This window comes from Paenibacillus sp. FSL R7-0163 (assembly GCF_037969975.1).
Classification (GTDB): Bacteria; Bacillota; Bacilli; order Paenibacillales; family Paenibacillaceae; genus Paenibacillus_AQ; species Paenibacillus_AQ odorifer.
In genome coordinates this window covers 1,185,473-1,203,078 of sequence record NZ_CP150224.1, presented here as the reverse complement: position 1 = coordinate 1,203,078, position 17,606 = coordinate 1,185,473, and the positions used below count along the sequence as shown (strand labels likewise).

Genomic DNA, 17,606 nt, shown 5'->3' with positions numbered 1-17,606 from the left:
CTTCATACAAAATGCATCCCGTTCATAGATAACCTTATCCATTCCTAACAGGATGCATTTGCATGAGATACTATAGATTATTTACTAGCTGCTTTCTCTTTACGAATCTGTGCAAAAGCTTTTTCCACATTATCCATCCATTGATCCGTGGTCATCTGGCCTGTCATCACTGGTGTGACCGTATTCTTGAACATTTCAGTGACTACACTAACCTTGGAACCCTTCGGTAACGATTGCCAGCCCTGTAGAATAGAAATGGAACCATTATAAGCCTCAAACATGTCATAGACACCTTTAGTCAAAAATGGCTTAGACAGCTCCTTCGCATCGTTAAGCGCATACGCCCCATTCGCTTTTTCCGCGAATAGTTTCACAGACTCATCGGTATATAGGAACTTCAAGAATTCCTTAGCGAGCTCAGGATTTTTAGCCTTAGCAGGGATGGAGAATTGCTCGTAGCTGGAAAGCACATACTTCTGATCGCCTTTATTGAACACAGGTACTGTTGTCATCCCAAATTCAAACCCATTTTCTCTAGGTGAATCCTTCATTTCATTTTCCATCCAGTTGCCGTTTACGATAAACAAAGCTTTACCCATCATCATATCGGTCTGCGACTGTGTATGGTTCAAGGCAACCGTGCCATCCATCAGATAACCGTCTTTAGAGATTTTATAGAAGATATCCAGTACTTTTTTGATCGTGTCGTTCTTAAATGAACCTTCTTCATATGCAAAGACTTTATCCAGCGTTTCTTTTCCCCCCGCACTGGCAATGGCCGGGTAGAGAATTTCCTCCAAATAATCCGGATAGATGCCTTGATAAGTGAATAAAGCCCGCTTCGTTTTAGTTCCATCTGCATTAACCAGGTAGTTCTCCTCTTTGTTCAGCTCATCACCTAAAGCAAAGAACTCCTCCCAAGTCTCAGGAACACTCCAGCCTTTTTCTGCGAACAGTGTTTTATTGTAAATCAAGCCCATCGGTCCAGCATTAAAAGGTGCGAGATACGTCTTTCCATCTTGATAGGGCTGAAATCTTGTACTGTCCAGCATCCCCGGTAGAATCATATCCTTAAGCGTCTCCTCTTTATCAAGCGCTTTGCTTTCAAATACATCGCTGATATCTAGCAGTCCTTTTTCTTTAATTAATGAAAGCACGATGCCACTTTGCTCTGTATCTGTAACAGAAAGGAAGTCGGGAGGATTACCCGCAACAATCTGCGGCCGGATTACTTCACCAACTTTTGGATTAATCGTCATGTTCACTTTCACACCTGGATAAGTACTTTCGAATTTGCTGACAATTTCATTCCAATAATCCGCACCATATCCCCCTTGGAATACAGCAATACTAAGTTCCTTGTTATCAAAATCTTTAGCAGGTTCTTCTTTAGTATTCTCGGCGTTCGTTGTACTTGTAGCTTGCGCTGTGCTCGCAGCTTTCGTTGGATCCGATTCATTAGAGGCAGCAGGTTTATTATTGCTGTTCCCGCAGCCGAGCAACCCCACACCTAGCAGCATTACTGCTAATAATGTACTCATAGTCTTTTTCATAAACGCCCTCCTTAAGATATTCTTGTAAACGCTTTTTTAATAATTTAAGTATAAAAGGATTTACGCTATATTTACATTTACAATACAAACCTACCTATGTATTATCTTATCCATCTTCCAATGCAAGCTCGTATAAGCTTATTCATCAGGGTCACATAACCTGTAAACTTAGCCGTTAACGGAATGGATAATATTATCCATTCCATAGATTATTCTCACTTTTCGCCGCTGCATATATATTCCATTGTTCTTTTTATGTTAACTTGTAAGTAAAAGATAGTGAATGGGAGGTCATCCACCTGAGTCGACGTAAAGGGAAGCTGCATTTTCCTAATCCTCCGCAAATCATGCGCAAGGTTAAAATTCAAAATCGCTTAACCGTCATTTTCTTAATCGTTTCTGTGATCCCAATCATCTTTATAGGTTTCTACTCCTACACCATTTACTCCAAATCCATTAACAATAAATTAAGTAAATCCACATTTCAGGCTTTAACGCTGCTTAATCGAACGATGTTAAGTGAACTTAACAACTATCAATATCTTGCAGGCTCTGTTTCTACCAATAGTATTATTCAGGAGCGTTTATCGGCAGCACCAAATGAACCCGCTCCTAGCAATGCTGCCATTAATCATGCCATGGACAATTTATATAGAACCATCTACCCCGGATATGTCCAGAACGTTCGGGTCATCGACGCCAAGAACCAACCTATCTATGAATTAGGCTACGACGGCATCCCCAATCCTAAGTATGAAGAAATTATGAAACAAGTAGAGCTGAATGCCCCTTATGACAGTCTTAACTACGTAAAAAGCTATCGCGCTTACAATACCATTGTCCTGGGCCGGAAAATTTTTGATCAAGATGACATTGGCGTTCCCTTAGGTCATGTGTTTGTTTTTATTGGTGGGGAGTTATTTTCAAAAGTCATTCTTTCCAGTGTGGATTTAGGTACAGGTTCCAGTCTCCTTATTATGAATAGGGAGGGAAAAGTAATGTCCTCGAATCAAAAGGATACTCCGCTAGGAGAACCCTATTATAAAGATGAGCTTTTTAAGCAAATCAAGACACAAGAGGCAAAGAAAAACCATTCCTTCCAAGGCATGGTCAATGGAAAAATGCAGCAAATCTCTTATATTAACAATAATCAATTAGGCTGGTACATGATTTCTACCGTCCCCTTCTCTTATATCAATTCAGAGACAAGTAAAATCACCACTGGACTACTTATTGTTGTCAGCATCATTGTAGTCGTGTGTATTCTAATTATTATCGTATTGTATAAAAGCATCCTGAAACCAATCAAACAAATCATCGTCTTCTGCAACCAAATTTTTTATGGTGATCTATCGAGTCGGATCGAAGATCACAGCAACGATGAAATGGGCGTGTTGGCCAATAGAATTAACAGCATGGTCAGTAGAATGGAACAGCTGATGAAGGATCAAAAGAAAGATCTGAAAAGAAGACGTTCGCTCGAATTGCAAATGCTGCAATCGCAAATTAATCCTCACTTTCTTTTTAATACACTTAACTCCTTACGATGGCTGGCGATGATTAACCAGGTTCCCGTCCTTAGCGACGGCATCTCCTCACTAGCTGAATTGCTGCGTAGTACCATTATCGATCAAGATGAGCAAATCACCATCAAGCAGGAGCTGAACAATCTGGATCATTATTTTGCCATTCAAAAAATACGTTATGCCGACAGGTTTGACATTGAATATGACTTGGATGAGTCTTTATTACAGAGCATGATCCCCAAGCTCATCCTGCAGCCGATCGCAGAGAACGCGATTCTTCATGGAGTTACAGATATAGGAGGAAAAGTTCTAATCCAAATTAAGGTATACGCAAAAAATGAATATACCCTTATTATTGAAATCATCGATAACGGAAAAGGGTTTGACACCACCAAATCAGAAAAGGCTGACAATCTGTCGGGTATCGGAATTTCAAATGTGGCCGATCGCATTAAACTTCAATACGGTGAGAGTTACGGGCTGTTCATCACAAGCTCTATGGGTCATGGAACCTGCTGCCGCCTGATTATCCCTATACAAACATACGAACTTAAGGGGTGATACTATGTATCCTATGTATAATGTAATGCTAGTGGATGACGAACCTATTGTTAAAGTTGCGCTCAGAACCATGATTCCATGGGAAGAGCTTGGATACATGATCTGTGCTACTGCCTCTGACGGAGTTGAAGCCTTAACACTTGTAGACAAGTTTAATCCCCATATCATCATTACAGATCTCAAAATGCCTAATATGGATGGTCTGCAGCTGATAAAAGAACTGAATAACAGAGGGTTTGCAGGAAAAATTCTGGTGGCCAGCAACCACGGGGAGTATGAGTTAGTTCGTGAAGCCTTAGTGCTTGGTGCTGTAGATTATATGCTGAAGATTAGTATGAAAACGGGGGATTTGATCCATTTGCTGGAGAAATCTACGAAGCTAATTCAAGAACAGCTTCAATCTAGGCAGCAGCAGGAGACCCAAACACAGTTATTACAACATAACTTAAAAAGCGTGAAAAATGCGCTTTTAAAAGATTATTTCACCGATCCTTATTACGATGTGCAGCAGCTTGATCAGCATGATGCTATAACGTTCGCTTTCAGCGAAAGCAGCTGTTATTTATTCTACATTACTTTTGAGCAGAATAACGCCACTCAAAACGAAAGACAAAATCACATCTCCGTATCCTTTATTGAAAACATCATCTTGGATATCTTGGAGACCGTAGATCAGTTAGAAATTATTCAGCTAGAATCTAATGGGCTGCTGCTTCTAATCTCCTGTGATACCTTAGACGATCATCAAATTATCCGCACAGACTTTATCCAGAGGGTCATTCGTTTAATCAAAATGTATATTTCTATCACCCCTACTATTGTTTTTTCTGATCCTGTACGGGGATATGCTGAAGCAAAACGAACCCTAGAGCAATGTAAAGAATCCTTGCAAATCCAATTTTACAACGAAATAACGATTATAGATCCAAAGGATGTCCATTTAAAGGATACGCTGGACTTCGAGGATGTACATGATTTCTCGACGCAATTAATTCAGAACTGGAAGCTTTCAGGGGTTGAAGCCGTTACTCAAGCAACTCAGCAATTTCTTGACATCTGTAAATCCAAGCAAATTAATCCTGCTGAAACCAAAAAGTTCATTGTAAATTGTCTGCATTATCTTCCCTTATGCGATGCCCATCTCATTGTCGAGGATCCAAAGCTTTTAAAGAACTATATAGAAAATATCGCCAGCAGTAAACGTACCACTGACGTTCTATCTATAATGGAGCTTGTGTTCCAACTATTCTCCCATCAAAAGCAACAGATCGTAACTACACACAATAGAGATGTTAAACAAGCGATTGACTATATCAACACACATTATCAGAAGAAGCTGACCTTATCTCTGATTGCCAAGCATGTCAACTTAAGTGAGAACTATCTGTCCAGAATCTTCAAAGAAGAAGTGGGGCAAAGCATCATTCACTACATTAATACTGTGAAAATGGAAAAAGCCGCAGATTTAATACTTAAAGGGAATCCATACATTAAAGAAATTTCCACGCAAATCGGTATACACGATCAATTTTATTTCACCCGGTTATTCAAAAAACACTTTGGTGTTAATCCTAGTGAATATAAGAATCACGTTCAGGTCACGCTTGGCTCAGGAAATTAAGACCATTCCAACTCTTTTTATTGGAATGCGGTTCCTGATTTTATGATCCTTTCACAACCTGAATGAACCCTTCTTTAGGTGCAAATATGGAATTAAACAACAATTCTTTTGTTTAACCGCTCCAGCTGCAGAAGATGATGACGATAGTGCATTTCAATAAGTAGGAACCATTCCTCCGCGCATAATCCACCGAATCGCGGGTGAGAAACGGTATTTTGTTTGGATGCTTTCTCAAGAGAGGGTTCGATCTCTCTCATTCTTTGGATGACTGTACGTAACCCTTGAATTAATTGTTCTTTGCTCTCCGGCTGCTCCGGCGTATATTGGGCGGAAGGCGGAACCTGAATACGAATGGGCGGAAAGCTTCCTTGCGCAAATATAGCCGCACCATCCTCAGTTTTCCCCACATGAGCTACTAAGGGATCTTGGTCGAGCACAAGGCATTGATCAATATTACGAAGCTGCATATACAGCGCCGAGTTAATGAGATGCTGAAACATCTGTCCGATGGACCACTCGTTTTCACTCGGCTTTTGCTTCAGCTGCTCCAGATTGAATCGCTCCAATTCTTGAATATAGTATGTCGCAGTTTCTTCAAATCGTTGTAAGGCTTCTTTTGTTGTAATCATCATATATCAGCTCCTGTAGTCATTGATGGTCCAAGTATACAAAAACGCTACTGACAGCGTTATGTCAGTAGCGTTTTAACATTATTTCTATTTCATTTCTAACCTGATCACGGAAAGATTCGGGCTCCAGCACAACCATACCGCCTCCCCAGCCAAGCACCCATTGCAGCAATTCCCCTGGCTCGCGAACGCGAAAAGTAACAAGTAACCCCTCCGCATGCTCCTCAATAGTTTCCATATAGAAATTATTTGATTCCCTTACCTTATCGGCTATGTCAGCTTGGACTAAGATAAGCACATGAACGTTGCGATCATCAGGAGGTTGGTATACCTCCAGATGAAAATCTGCTGGCAGTATAAATTCATCTTCCAGATTAATAAGCTCCCTCATTCGGGATAACCGGAAATGACGGATGTCTTGACGCAATTCACACCAGGCGATGAGTACCCATGACCCGTGATGAAGCACAAGTCCATAAGGAGCAACCGTACGAACACTTTGACGGTTCCCATCGGCTTCGGCGATTCTTTTGGAATAACGAAATCTTATTTTCCTTCCCTCCAATATCGCTCCACGAATGGCTTCCAAACATGCCTTCTCTTGTATGGGTGCTATATCTTCTACGGATGCAAATAAACGAAAACTTTTGCGAATCTGTGATGCTTCACTGCGGATGGCTTCCGGCAGGATAGCTTCTATCTTTGCTTTAGAACTTCTAGCCTTATTACCATAGTGTGCATCAAACCGCTGCTCGATAAAATCAGTTCCGATAAGCAATGTCACTGCTTCATCCAGCGTGAAACTAACGGGTGGCAGGAAATACCCCTCGATTAAGGAGTAACCCTGCCCTGGCGCTCCTATAATGGATACGCCCGCTTCACTCAGTGCCTGAATATCCCGATAGATCGTTCTTACGCTCGTTTCAAACCTAGCAGCCAAATCCTCCGCCCGCAACATTTTGTTACGCTGCAGTTCAAGCACTATAGCTAACAACCGGTCCATTTTGTTCATACGACTCCCCCTCCCCGAACAATCTCATCAACAGCTCGTCGATACCCACCCGAGTTCCGAAACGATTCACTGATATTGGAGACAGCTTTTTTATAAGATAAATCGCTTAATACATGATCTACGGCTTCTCGTAGGTGATTTGCAGTTAAACTTTGCATTTGTAACTTAATGCCTGCTCCGACATGGACGACTTGCTTCGCAATTATTGGCTGATCCGCACTTTGTGGAATTACAATTAGCGGAACCCCGTAATAAAGCCCTTCATTGATACTGTTCATTCCACCATGTGTAATAAATAACTTTGTGTATTGCAGTATATCCGTTTGTGGAACATAATTTTTCACGAAAAAGTTTTGCGGAATTTCCCCTAAATCAGTGATTTGGACTTTATCTCCAATTGACATCACAATAGTGTGCTCCGTGTTCCCCAATGCTTCAAAACAAAGTTTATAGTATTCAATGGCTTGGTTAAAAACTGTGCCAAGTGAAATGTAAATTAGACTTTTCCCCTTAATTGCCATGAGATCGAATTTTTCTGGAGCTAATCGTGAAGAGATGGAGGGTCCTACAAAGATATAAGACGGGTCAAAAGCTTCTCCCTCAGGTTGAAACTCCCTAGTTGTATAAACGATAGTAAGTGGGGCAGGATTACAAAACACTTCATAAGGGGATTGGATGTCCACATCATATTTGCCCTTCACCATTTGCGTCAAGCTTTGGAATTTATCCTTTATAGGATTAGTTACTTCTGCAGGGACTGTAGTATAAAATCGTTCTAACATGTCATCGAATGCTGCTTTTGTCTGCGCAAAAGAAGTACAGGAGCTAATGGCCGGAAGCTTAAGAATTTGAGCTAGCAAACGTCCACAACCAAACATAGAATCATGGATGATGTAATCAAAATGCTCCCCTTTGATCTGTTCAAGAACGCTTGGAATAACTATATCTGCCGTAAGTAAAAGGCCGTTGATTCTTTCCAGTACATAATTTCTTCCACCTGAGATAAAAGCTTGTATAAATTTCTGATCGTCAAATGTTCGTACTGTAGCCCCCGTCATTTCCATACGCTCTCTGTAAGCTTCTATACAAAAGTACACTACCTCTTCGCCACGCGAAATAAGCTCTTCCACAACGCCAATCGTGGGATTGATATGTCCCTCTGATCCACCATTAATAAATAACACACGCGCCAATTGTAATCCTCCTTAACTATAAATCATTTTTATATTAGATATTATAAACATTAATTTTACTTATATCGCTCTAAAAGGGTATAGTAATATAGGCTTTAAAACCATTTTAATAATATAGAGTATACCCTTATTAGAGGAGAGATCATATTGGAAAGAGTAGTTGGAACAGTTGTACGTGGACTTCGCGGACCTATCATTAACAATGGGGATAACATTGAAGAAATCGTAGTTCAGACGGTATTGAATGCAGCAACAGTCGAGGGTTTTTCGATCGAAGATCGTGACATTGTGACCGTAACTGAATCCATTGTTGCTCGGGCACAAGGAAACTATGCGACGATTGACAATATTGCTGCTGATATAAAGGGGAAATTCGGCGAAGAAACCGTAGGTGTTATTTTTCCAATCCTTAGCCGTAACCGGTTTGCTAACTGCTTACGCGGTATTGCCAAAGGGGCACAAAAAGTAGTCCTAATGTTAAGCTATCCAGCTGATGAAGTAGGCAACCACCTTGTAGACATCGACGAACTAGATGCTAAAGGTATCAATCCATGGACGGATGTATTAACAGAAGCTCAGTTCCGTGAGTTTTTCGGCTATATTAAGCACCCATTCACAGGGGTTGACTATATTGAATATTATAAAGGTTTAATTGAAGCTGAAGGTGTGGCTTGTGAAGTCATCTTCTCCAACAACCCAAAAACCATTTTAAACTATACAAAAAATGTATTAACTTGCGATATTCACACTCGCTTCAGAACCAAACGTATTCTCACAAACAACGGTGCTGAAAAAGTATTTGGCTTGGATGATATTCTTACACAATCAATCGATGGCAGCGGCTTTAACGAAGCCTATGGTCTGCTAGGATCAAATAAAGCAACAGAAGAAAGTGTAAAGCTATTTCCAAATAACTGCCAGCCTATCGTGGATGGTATCCAAGCAAAAATCAAAGAAATGACAGGTAAAACTGTAGAAGTTATGGTTTATGGCGATGGAGCATTCAAAGATCCAGTCGGAAAAATCTGGGAGCTGGCAGATCCAGTTGTCTCCCCTGCTTACACCGCCGGACTTGATGGAACACCAAATGAAGTAAAATTGAAATACTTGGCCGATAACAACTTCTCTCATCTTCGTGGTGAAGAGTTAAAACAAGCTATTTCTAAATACATCCAGAATAAAAATGATGATCTAGTTGGTGCGATGGAAGCCCAAGGGACTACACCTCGTAGATTAACTGACCTGATTGGATCATTATCTGATTTGACTTCTGGTAGTGGCGATAAAGGAACACCAATGATTTATATCCAAGGTTATTTCGATAACTACACAAAATAAGAGTAGTACAACAAAGGGAGTCTCTAAACGAGGCTCTCTTTTTTACTTTCTGGGTTATAATAAAAGCAAACAGCGGCATGCGGAGGATACTATGAACATAAGAAGGATTAAATATTTTATAGATCTCGTGGAATGCAGAAATTTTACGGAAACAGCTAAAAAGAACTATGTATCGCAGACCACCATTAGCCAACAAATCGCCGCGCTTGAAGAGGAATTCAACATTCAATTGATTGACAGAAAGCAGATCCCTATTGAGCCAACCAAAGCCGGATGGCTTTTCTATGGCGAAGCCCTCATCCTCTGGAAGCAATATAACCTTATGAAGATGAGCATGGAAAACTTTCAAAAGTATAATACGCAATCCTTGAGTATCGAATATGCGGCGATGACGGATATCCAAAGTTTGTTGAAATTGATTCCCTCGTTTCAGGATCATCATCCGAATATTAAGCTGGAACTGAATAAAGTATTGCTAAAAGATATTGCAGAATACTTGCAAAAAGGGATTTACGACGTGGCTATTGCCTTTGATTCCGAGTTTCAGGGAAAAGAGGACATTGTAACCTATCCCTTGTATAAGGGACGTTATTGTGCGGCTGTGAGTCACCACCATCCCCTGTTTCATCATGAATCGATCGCCAAAGAGGAGTTATATGAACATCCACTAGTCATGCTGAATCCAACAGCTATTGGAAACTCTTATCATCTAATGATCCAGCATGCAATTGAAGACGGCTATCAGCCGAACATTCTTCGAACCGCAGACGATGTGGAGACAGAATTGTTTTATATCATCACGGAGAATTTGATTGGCTTTTTCCCGGATAACTATCAGCTCGCTTATCTTCAAGATGAAGTCCGGCTAATTCCCTTAGATGATTCACACCATACCTTTGCAATCGAAGCAGGTTATCTCAAAAATAATACAAACCCGGCCTTGCCTTCCTTCCTGCAACAAATCCAAATTGGATTTAGCAATCGACCATAAGTTTTATGTGTTAGACTATGTTACTTTTTTCACATACTATAAGAGTATAATTCATTTCAACAAGGAGTGACAACGATCATGGGTAAATTATTGTTGACTGGTGTCGATGGAAATCTAGGGAAGCAAGCTGCGGAATATTTGTTGGAGCTGGTAGATAAAGACCAAATCATTTTTTGCGCTTACGATCCAGCATGTTTGAAAGAATATGCGGAACAAGGGATTGAAACACATGTGACCAACTTTAATAACAAGGACGGCCTTGCCGAAGCTTTTGCTCATGCCGATAAACTCGCTCTAATCTCCATGCCTTTTGTTGGAGAAAAACGCCAAAATGCACAAAAAAATGTGATCGATGCTGCCAAAGAAGCTGGAGTCAAACAGATCATTTATACTTCTCTAGTAAACGCAGCCGATGAAAGCAATCCAAGCGTAGAAAAAATCGACCATGTGTATACCGAACGTTATATTCAAAGCGTTGGGCTAGATTATATCTTCCTTCGGAATTCCCAATACGCGGAAGCCATGATTACCAATTACTTCACGTATGTGAAGGGTGACGGGGTATTAACAAACAATCAAGGTGACGGTAAAATGGCTTATATCTCGCGGAAGGATTGCGCAAAAGCCGTTGCGTATGCCCTAGCCTCCAATAATTATCAGGAAGCGATTCTAAATATCAACGGACTTGAATTGATGACAATTACCGATTTCATTAAGATTGGTAATGAAGTAACGGGCAATCATATCACCTACAAAGAAAACACGGATGAAGAAAATTATGCCGTATTCGAAGCAATGGGCGTGCCTAGAACCACCGACGGTGCATTTAAAGAAGGCTCCGAAGCACCCTTTTCTTCAGAAGGTATGGTTACTTTCGGACAAGCTATTCGTGAAGGAAAAATGGATGTTTATACAGACGACTTCAAACAACTTACTGGTCATGACCCTCTGACCGTGAAATATATGTTTGAACATGCCGATGAATTCCAGGTTGGCGAAAGACACTCTAAAGACAATTAAAAGCTGACACTCTTACTTCTTAGGCTAAATCACCCTCGTTTATTAAACGGGGGTGATTTCTTTTATACTGAGCGTGGCAAAAAAACTCCGTAAAGCTCAATCATATGCTCGCCCTGGAGATAATTAGGGGATTCCTCCCTTATTACCAGAGGATTCTGGTCATCAGACTAATAATCAGGGAATTCTTCCCTGAAATTTAACTGATTTGGCGGTAATTCTTGATATTGCTCTGTTTTTTAGGGAGTTATTCCCTAATTTCATTCATTTAGAGCAATTATCGGCTTTTATTAGGGAGGTTTTCCCTAATCCTCCGTCACGGTATAGATAGAACTGGCCAAGTATATCGGTATGCTCACTGTAGAACAAAATACACCTTTAACCGAACGGATGAACATCCGAATGGCTAAAGGTGTATTGTCTCTGTCTACTTTTTAATTAGAGTTAGTTCCAGATCTCTTCAGCAATTTCTTTAATATAAGCAAGCTTACGCCATTGCTGCTCTTCTGTCAGGTGGTTGCCTTCTTCCGTAGAAGCAAAGCCACATTGCGGGCTAAGGCAAATCCGGTTTAGATCAACGTATTGCTTCGCTTCCTCAATACGCTTCAGAATATCTTCCTTGCTTTCAAGCTCACCAAATTTGGATGAGAACAGACCTAACACAACCTGCTGATTGTCTTTCAAGAAACGCAATGGCTTGAAGTCACCTGCACGTTCGGTATCAAACTCCAGATAATAACCCGAGTAGTTATTGATATTAAGAAGCGTTTGCGCGATAGGCTCGTAGCCTCCACCTACTCCAGCATAAGTCGAAACATAATTGCCCCGGCATACATGGGTCGTTACAACAAGGTCTTCCGGCAGACCAGTTACAACTTCCTCATTCAATTTTGCAAGTTCGCTTGCATATTCAGCTACGTTCACGCCAATCTGATTCATAAATGCTATAAACTGTTCGTCGCAAAGCGCTCCCCACGTACAATCGTCGATCTGAATACTGCGGCAGCCCGCTGCATAGAAGGCCAGAATCGATGCTTTGTATGCTTTGGCAATATCCGAGATAAGCTCTTCGCGATTCGGGTATAATTCATTTGTGCTTTCCTTGTTTTCCGCCCGATCTAGCTCGAACAGGAATTGTGCAGCCGCAGGAATCGATTGACGCGCAACAACGTCCTCACCAGCAGCACCTTTTAAAAATTCATAATGCGAAACAAAAGGATGGCTGCTGTAGCTTATTTTCCCGGTCAGTCGGGCTGTTTCTGGTCTGGACTCTGCACCGTTAAATTGGTAACCTTGGTCAATAATTGTCCGATCTACACCGTCAAGTCCCCAGAAGAAGTCGAGGTGCCACCAAGAGCGGCGGAATTCGCCATCGGTTACTGCTTGAAGACCCACCTCTTTTTGTTTCTGCACGAGCTTAACGATTTCGTCGTTCTCTACTTCCTTCAACTGCTCGGCAGTAATTTCACCATTCTTGAATTTTAATCTAGCATCTTTCAACGCTTGGGGGCGCAGGAAGCTGCCCACGATATCATATCGAAATGGAGTAACGGTTCGTTTTTGGGGTACGGTTTGAATGCTCATATATTAATCTCCTCGTAAACAAATTATTAGAATAAATATAGCATAACCGACTGACTAAACCGATCTACCAATGAGCTATGACAGGTTATAAGTATTAACTATAGCTAGATTCAGCGTGATAATTAGAAGGGCATGATAAAAAAAGAAGAGGCGCATGAGTAGCGCCTCTTTCTTAATAAATCATATCGACGGATATTACATAGTAATTAGACTCCGCAGTCACCTCAAACCCAATCGACTGATAGAGGGATAATGCCTTTCTATTTTGAGTGACCACGCCAAGACGAATCTGGAAATCCCTCTGATCTCGCAAGATTTTAACTACCTCTGAAAGAATTTCACGTCCGTATCCTCTGCCTTGACACGAAGGAAGCACACAAAAATCATGTATAACCGCTGTATTTGTATCTAAATAATTGACTCTGATCATCCCAACCGGAATCATGTTGTCCACAGCAATGTAAGTAATCCGTGCCGGTTCTCTTGTACGAGTTAAATAATTCCTAGTCCAGGACTCTGAATCACCAAAAGCTTGTGATGAACATTTAACCATGAACTCTAAATCCTGATCTTCTTCTAATCGCACAGCTAAACCGGAGTGGCTTGATCCAGCGATTTGTGCCCGATTAAAAACCATGAGGAATTCAGACGGTGCAGCACTTGCCCCTAAATACCGTATATAATCCATCCCTGATTCAGAATTAGAAGGTATCCTAAAACGGCAAGTTTGTATGCCTTGCATTTGCATATCTGATGCGGCACTTTTCAGTAAGTCGTGGAATACACCTTGGCGACGAAAGTCCGGGTGAACCATTCCGTTAATATTAGCTTCGATGCCATCCGAAGTATACCAACTGAGAAATCCGACTAATTGGTTATCGATCTGGCACAAGAATGCCTCATCTCCGTCTATCTCCTTAAGGCTTTCTATACCCACCCTCAAACTTGATCTGTCGGACGTCTTGCAAAGATGTTCTAATATGCGGATTTGATCAATCGATTGCTTTGAATAGTCTTTCATTGTACTAATTTTATATTCTTGCATCTAGTACCCTCATTAAGAAGGAAATACGCAGTTTATGGACGAGTAGGCGTTATCCTTCTAAATTCTGTCCACCTAATGATAGTTACCAATGGAACCGCCTCCTAAAAGTCAATGTCTTCACTCTAAACCAGGGTAATCATAAAACAAACCTTATAACTAAAAAAATGATAGCAATTATAGCCACAACGATCAACAGATTGGTTACCTCACTCCAGAATCCTGGAACGCCTTCAGTATGATATTTTTGCGCATTTACATCATGGTTTGCTTTATGGCCTGCAGGGTCCGACAAATTGGGATTAGGTCCTGAATTAAAAAAGTCAGACATAAATACAACTCCTTCCCATGAATATAAACCATATTATACCAGTTCATTGCCATTTTAACGACAACTTAATGCCACCTTCAATATATCGTTTGTCGGAGGCTCTTAGGGAGATTTTTGACAACCATATCGTAAGAATGATCAATCATTAAATAGATATCCGACTCTGGTAAGGAGCCATCCAAAACAATCGTATTCCAGTGTTTTTTGTTCATGTGGTATCCTGGCCGAACGCTCTCATGCTGCTCTCGCAAGTTCCCTGCAATCACCGGATCACATTTTAGATTTATGTAAGCATAATTCCCCTTATTCTCAAATATAAGCGCGAACATTTTACCGGCAATTTTGATCACCATTGGATCGAAGCCGAAAGGAAAATCCTTTGTTGCTCCATTCTTTTGTAAACAGTATTCGATAATATTATGGGTCAAAATCAGTCCCTCACCTTCTTCATTAAAACGAATCCTGTATACCTTATATCAAATATTATAACTGAAATAAACCTAACACTCTTGCCCTTGGCAAAATGAACTCGTGAGTAATCCTTTCAAGTGCACGAAACCTGAATAACCTTAAATACGTTAAAGTAATATACAAATCTACAGGAGGTTTTTATAATGAGATACAGTGCTGCAGGCGCACCAATAACCTGTCCTTGCTGTCAAAACGATACCTTTGATCTGGATTATAAACTGCTTAACACAAGCGGCGCATCATTTTTAGGCTTTGACTGGGCGAACAAAAACGCTGCCATCCTTATTTGTAAGCGATGCACCCATATTTCATGGTTTATGAAAGAACCAACATCTGATTAGTGTTTGGTAAAAATAAAGTATTAGACTGGATCCATTAAAACAAGCAGCGGCGGACCAAGACTTGATAAATAAAGTCTTAGACTGCCGCTGTTGTCGTTCCAATAACGTTCCTCGTGAGCGTAATCACCTTAAGTGACAAGGTCATCTTACCGTCTGGTAAACGAGACCTATGGCTCCAGAATCAAAGGTCTTGTTTTCGATTAGCTTAAGATTTCTCTTCTCCTTGAGACCTTGGAATAATGGCAATCCCTTACCGATCAGGACGGGAGAAACCGTAATTTTATACTCATCAATTAAATCAAGCTGCATAAGGTGGTGTGCGAATCTAGGACTGCCGAGGATGACCATATCCTTGCCGGGCTGCTGTTTGAGGTTATTGATCTCTTCCTCGACAGCTTCTTTCACGAGTCTGGAATTATTCCATTCGACTTTCTCCAGCGTCGTGGAAAAAACGATCTTAGCTGTCTTTTCGATCCACTCGGCATGATTCCGTTCATGCTGCGAAGCTGATGGGTTCGAAGGGACAGATGGTACCAGTAACTGTGCATCATCTGATAAGTCCCACGTCCCCAAATGACAGTGTCGGCAGTACTCAGAATTTCTTTCGCATGGTTCTCCAAATCAGCATCGTAGGAAACCCAGCCAATGTCCATTTCACCATTCGGCCCTTCTACAAAACCGTCAAGCGATGCGTGAAGAAATAGAACGAGTTTTCTCATTTTCAGTTCTCCTTTGTTCATGAGGGATATCTACATTAGACATTAACTACATTTTAGCAGAATTCAACTTGGGTTGTTTCTTATGGATTGCTAATCTCAAACGCTCTTTTCTTCACTTTGGTATTTTTATCCACATCAACATTTTAGCAAACATACGTTCGTTTGTAAATGCACCTTTTTCTAATTTTCAAATCATCTTTCATTTCTTTAGAGCCGGCATTTTTCTGTGTTTCGTTTGTTGTTCGAATGCAAATGCAATCCGAATGAGTGTCGGTTCACTAAATGCCGTTCCTGCAAATGTGATCCCAAAGGCTCTTCCATTCTCTTGAAAGCCTGCGGGCACTGCTATAGTTGGATAACCTGCTCTAGCACTTAAATCAGCTCCGACATAAGCAGGAAACAGGATTGCATCCAATCCATACTTTTCTAAAGCATGATCGATCCCTATATTTTGCGAATAATATAAGTCAGAGATAGACTCTACAATATATTCCGAATGATTCAACGGTTTATCTAGCTGTGATCGATAGTTCAGCATATCTTGTCCATATTTCAAAGCCTTTTCCGAATTCCGCTCGTTCCATTCAATCAATTCATTTAGGTTATGGACAGGAAGTTGAGCCGGAAGGTTATATAAGTAATTTTCAACGGAATGCTTAAATTCAAGATTCATTTTGTTATATTTCCACTCTCTATGGAACGATGGAATATCTATATCTTCTATTATGTTGGCTCCAGAATCTTTTAATTTAGCCACAGCATCATTAAATAAATGTTCATCATATTCACCCATGTCACAATAATTCTTAGGTAGAGCATTTCTAAAAACGCCTATGGTCGCTTTATTTAATCCGTCTTTATCCAAAAATGCTGTGTAGTCCATAGTAGAATATTCATTTTTACAAGTAGCAGGATCACTTTCATCTTTTCCCGTAAGTGCATTTAATAAGATCGCAACATCTGTCACATTCCTTGCCATAGGTCCAGCTGTATCCTGAGAATATGACCATGGAATTATGCCTGATCTACTTATTAGACCTACAGTTGGCTTTAAACCAACAATTGCGTTTTGCACAGCTGGACTTAAAATAGAGCCAGACGTCTCTGTCCCCACGGCTACTGTTGAAAAATTGGCTGCAACAGAAGCGGCAGAACCCGTACTGGAACCCCCCGGAAAATGATCCCCGTATGGATTTTTGGTTTGTCCTCCTATTGAGCTATACCCAGCCCACATGGATGATGACATCCCATTTGCCCATTCCGTCATATTTGTTTTTGCAAGTATAATTGCCCCAGCATCCCTTAGTTTTTGGACAAGAAAAGCATCGTTTGAGCTAACATGGTTTTCCAAAGCTAATGCGCCAGCGGTTGTATGCATTTTATCATTCGTTTCAATATTTCCTTTCAATAATACAGGCACACCATGTAAAAGACTTCGTGCTCCGCTTAATTTTCTCTCCTGATCTAATGCCTCGGCAATAAAAATCGCATCTGGATTCATTTCCATAATAGAGTTTATCATGGGACCACTCTGGTCAAACGTTGCTATCCGATACATGTAATACATAACAAGTTCCCTAGAACTAACATCCCCTCTATCCATTGCATCCTGCAGTTCGAGTATCGTTATTTCTTCACTCTTTATTTTTGCTAATTCGAAGATATGCTCCATGATAA

General features: G+C 40.7%; 15 protein-coding genes and 1 pseudogene. 6 read left to right on the top strand and 10 right to left on the bottom strand.

Annotated elements, in window-relative coordinates:
* Nucleotides 1-77: 77 nt before the first annotated feature.
* Nucleotides 78-1,553 carry a carbohydrate ABC transporter substrate-binding protein gene (locus NST45_RS05120; RefSeq protein ID WP_076104349.1) on the bottom strand — a complete coding sequence of 492 codons (1,476 nt, stop codon included), beginning with the start codon at nt 1,551-1,553 and terminating at the stop codon, nt 78-80.
* Between the two features lie 347 nt (nt 1,554-1,900).
* Here NST45_RS05120 and NST45_RS05115 point away from each other — a divergent pair, with 347 nt between their 5' ends.
* Together NST45_RS05115 and NST45_RS05110 are read left to right on the top strand one after the other, a co-directional pair.
* Nucleotides 1,901-3,640: a sensor histidine kinase gene (locus tag NST45_RS05115; protein WP_036683043.1), complete on the top strand. Its 1,740-nt coding sequence runs from the start codon at nt 1,901-1,903 to the stop codon at nt 3,638-3,640.
* Between the two features lie 4 nt (nt 3,641-3,644).
* A complete protein-coding gene (locus NST45_RS05110) occupies nt 3,645-5,261 on the top strand; it encodes a response regulator (RefSeq protein ID WP_076148255.1) in 1,617 nt (538 codons plus the stop codon).
* Nucleotides 5,262-5,353: 92 nt separating this feature from the next.
* Here NST45_RS05110 and NST45_RS05105 read toward each other — a convergent pair whose 3' ends face one another.
* The 3 genes from NST45_RS05105 to NST45_RS05095 all read right to left on the bottom strand — a co-directional run bounded on the left by NST45_RS05105 (nt 5,354) and on the right by NST45_RS05095 (nt 8,095).
* Nucleotides 5,354-5,887 carry a DinB family protein gene (locus NST45_RS05105; protein WP_038574709.1) on the bottom strand — a complete coding sequence of 178 codons (534 nt, stop codon included), beginning with the start codon at nt 5,885-5,887 and terminating at the stop codon, nt 5,354-5,356.
* Nucleotides 5,888-5,954: 67 nt separating this feature from the next.
* The gene (locus NST45_RS05100) at nt 5,955-6,902 is read right to left on the bottom strand and encodes a YafY family protein (RefSeq protein WP_038572601.1); all 948 of its coding nucleotides are present in this window, start codon (nt 6,900-6,902) and stop codon (nt 5,955-5,957) included.
* Nucleotides 6,899-8,095: a macrolide family glycosyltransferase gene (locus NST45_RS05095; RefSeq protein WP_076141635.1), complete on the bottom strand. Its 1,197-nt coding sequence runs from the start codon at nt 8,093-8,095 to the stop codon at nt 6,899-6,901. Before NST45_RS05095 ends, NST45_RS05100 begins: the two co-directional genes overlap by 4 nt.
* Before the next feature lie 147 nt (nt 8,096-8,242).
* Between NST45_RS05095 and NST45_RS05090 the strand changes: the two genes are divergently transcribed.
* From NST45_RS05090 to NST45_RS05080, 3 genes are all read left to right on the top strand, one after another.
* Nucleotides 8,243-9,433 carry a coenzyme F420-0:L-glutamate ligase gene (locus NST45_RS05090; protein ID WP_038572605.1) on the top strand — a complete coding sequence of 397 codons (1,191 nt, stop codon included), beginning with the start codon at nt 8,243-8,245 and terminating at the stop codon, nt 9,431-9,433.
* A 91-nt stretch (nt 9,434-9,524) separates the two neighbouring features.
* Complete coding sequence (locus tag NST45_RS05085; RefSeq protein ID WP_076141636.1) at nt 9,525-10,424, top strand: LysR family transcriptional regulator; 900 nt, start codon at nt 9,525-9,527, stop codon at nt 10,422-10,424.
* Between the two features lie 78 nt (nt 10,425-10,502).
* Complete coding sequence (locus NST45_RS05080) at nt 10,503-11,444, top strand: NAD(P)H-binding protein (RefSeq protein WP_038572607.1); 942 nt, start codon at nt 10,503-10,505, stop codon at nt 11,442-11,444.
* 441 nt (nt 11,445-11,885) lie between these two features.
* Here the strand turns inward: NST45_RS05080 and NST45_RS05075 are convergent, their stop codons facing one another.
* The 4 genes from NST45_RS05075 to NST45_RS05060 all read right to left on the bottom strand — a co-directional run bounded on the left by NST45_RS05075 (nt 11,886) and on the right by NST45_RS05060 (nt 14,826).
* The gene (locus tag NST45_RS05075) at nt 11,886-13,025 is read right to left on the bottom strand and encodes a 5-methyltetrahydropteroyltriglutamate--homocysteine S-methyltransferase (protein ID WP_076098609.1); all 1,140 of its coding nucleotides are present in this window, start codon (nt 13,023-13,025) and stop codon (nt 11,886-11,888) included.
* A 172-nt stretch (nt 13,026-13,197) separates the two neighbouring features.
* Nucleotides 13,198-14,070: a GNAT family N-acetyltransferase gene (locus NST45_RS05070; protein ID WP_076098608.1), complete on the bottom strand. Its 873-nt coding sequence runs from the start codon at nt 14,068-14,070 to the stop codon at nt 13,198-13,200.
* A gap of 136 nt (nt 14,071-14,206) precedes the next feature.
* Nucleotides 14,207-14,398 carry a hypothetical protein gene (locus NST45_RS05065; RefSeq protein WP_036683062.1) on the bottom strand — a complete coding sequence of 64 codons (192 nt, stop codon included), beginning with the start codon at nt 14,396-14,398 and terminating at the stop codon, nt 14,207-14,209.
* Between the two features lie 77 nt (nt 14,399-14,475).
* Nucleotides 14,476-14,826 (bottom strand): MmcQ/YjbR family DNA-binding protein, encoded by a 351-nt coding sequence (locus tag NST45_RS05060; RefSeq protein WP_036683066.1) that lies wholly within the window; start codon nt 14,824-14,826, stop codon nt 14,476-14,478.
* A gap of 186 nt (nt 14,827-15,012) precedes the next feature.
* On the opposite strand from NST45_RS05060, the gene NST45_RS05055 reads away from it, so the two are divergent.
* Nucleotides 15,013-15,210: a hypothetical protein gene (locus NST45_RS05055; protein ID WP_036683067.1), complete on the top strand. Its 198-nt coding sequence runs from the start codon at nt 15,013-15,015 to the stop codon at nt 15,208-15,210.
* 141 nt (nt 15,211-15,351) lie between these two features.
* Here NST45_RS05055 and NST45_RS05050 read toward each other — a convergent pair.
* Both NST45_RS05050 and NST45_RS05045 read right to left on the bottom strand, forming a co-directional pair.
* A pseudogene (locus NST45_RS05050) lies at nt 15,352-15,929 on the bottom strand (dihydrofolate reductase family protein).
* A gap of 199 nt (nt 15,930-16,128) precedes the next feature.
* The gene (locus tag NST45_RS05045) at nt 16,129-17,601 is read right to left on the bottom strand and encodes an amidase family protein (protein WP_038572613.1); all 1,473 of its coding nucleotides are present in this window, start codon (nt 17,599-17,601) and stop codon (nt 16,129-16,131) included.
* Nucleotides 17,602-17,606 lie beyond the last annotated feature (5 nt).

Coding starts and splice junctions, on each gene's coding strand:
- NST45_RS05120 (WP_076104349.1), bottom strand. CDS start 1,553: ATGAAAAAGACTATGAGTACATTATTAGCAGTAATGCTGCTAGGTGTG.
- NST45_RS05115 (WP_036683043.1), top strand. CDS start 1,901: ATGCGCAAGGTTAAAATTCAAAATCGCTTAACCGTCATTTTCTTAATC.
- NST45_RS05110 (WP_076148255.1), top strand. CDS start 3,645: ATGTATCCTATGTATAATGTAATGCTAGTGGATGACGAACCTATTGTT.
- NST45_RS05100 (WP_038572601.1), bottom strand. CDS start 6,902: ATGAACAAAATGGACCGGTTGTTAGCTATAGTGCTTGAACTGCAGCGT.
- NST45_RS05085 (WP_076141636.1), top strand. CDS start 9,525: ATGAACATAAGAAGGATTAAATATTTTATAGATCTCGTGGAATGCAGA.
- NST45_RS05080 (WP_038572607.1), top strand. CDS start 10,503: ATGGGTAAATTATTGTTGACTGGTGTCGATGGAAATCTAGGGAAGCAA.
- NST45_RS05075 (WP_076098609.1), bottom strand. CDS start 13,025: ATGAGCATTCAAACCGTACCCCAAAAACGAACCGTTACTCCATTTCGA.
- NST45_RS05070 (WP_076098608.1), bottom strand. CDS start 14,070: ATGCAAGAATATAAAATTAGTACAATGAAAGACTATTCAAAGCAATCG.
- NST45_RS05065 (WP_036683062.1), bottom strand. CDS start 14,398: ATGTCTGACTTTTTTAATTCAGGACCTAATCCCAATTTGTCGGACCCT.
- NST45_RS05055 (WP_036683067.1), top strand. CDS start 15,013: ATGAGATACAGTGCTGCAGGCGCACCAATAACCTGTCCTTGCTGTCAA.
- NST45_RS05045 (WP_038572613.1), bottom strand. CDS start 17,601: ATGGAGCATATCTTCGAATTAGCAAAAATAAAGAGTGAAGAAATAACG.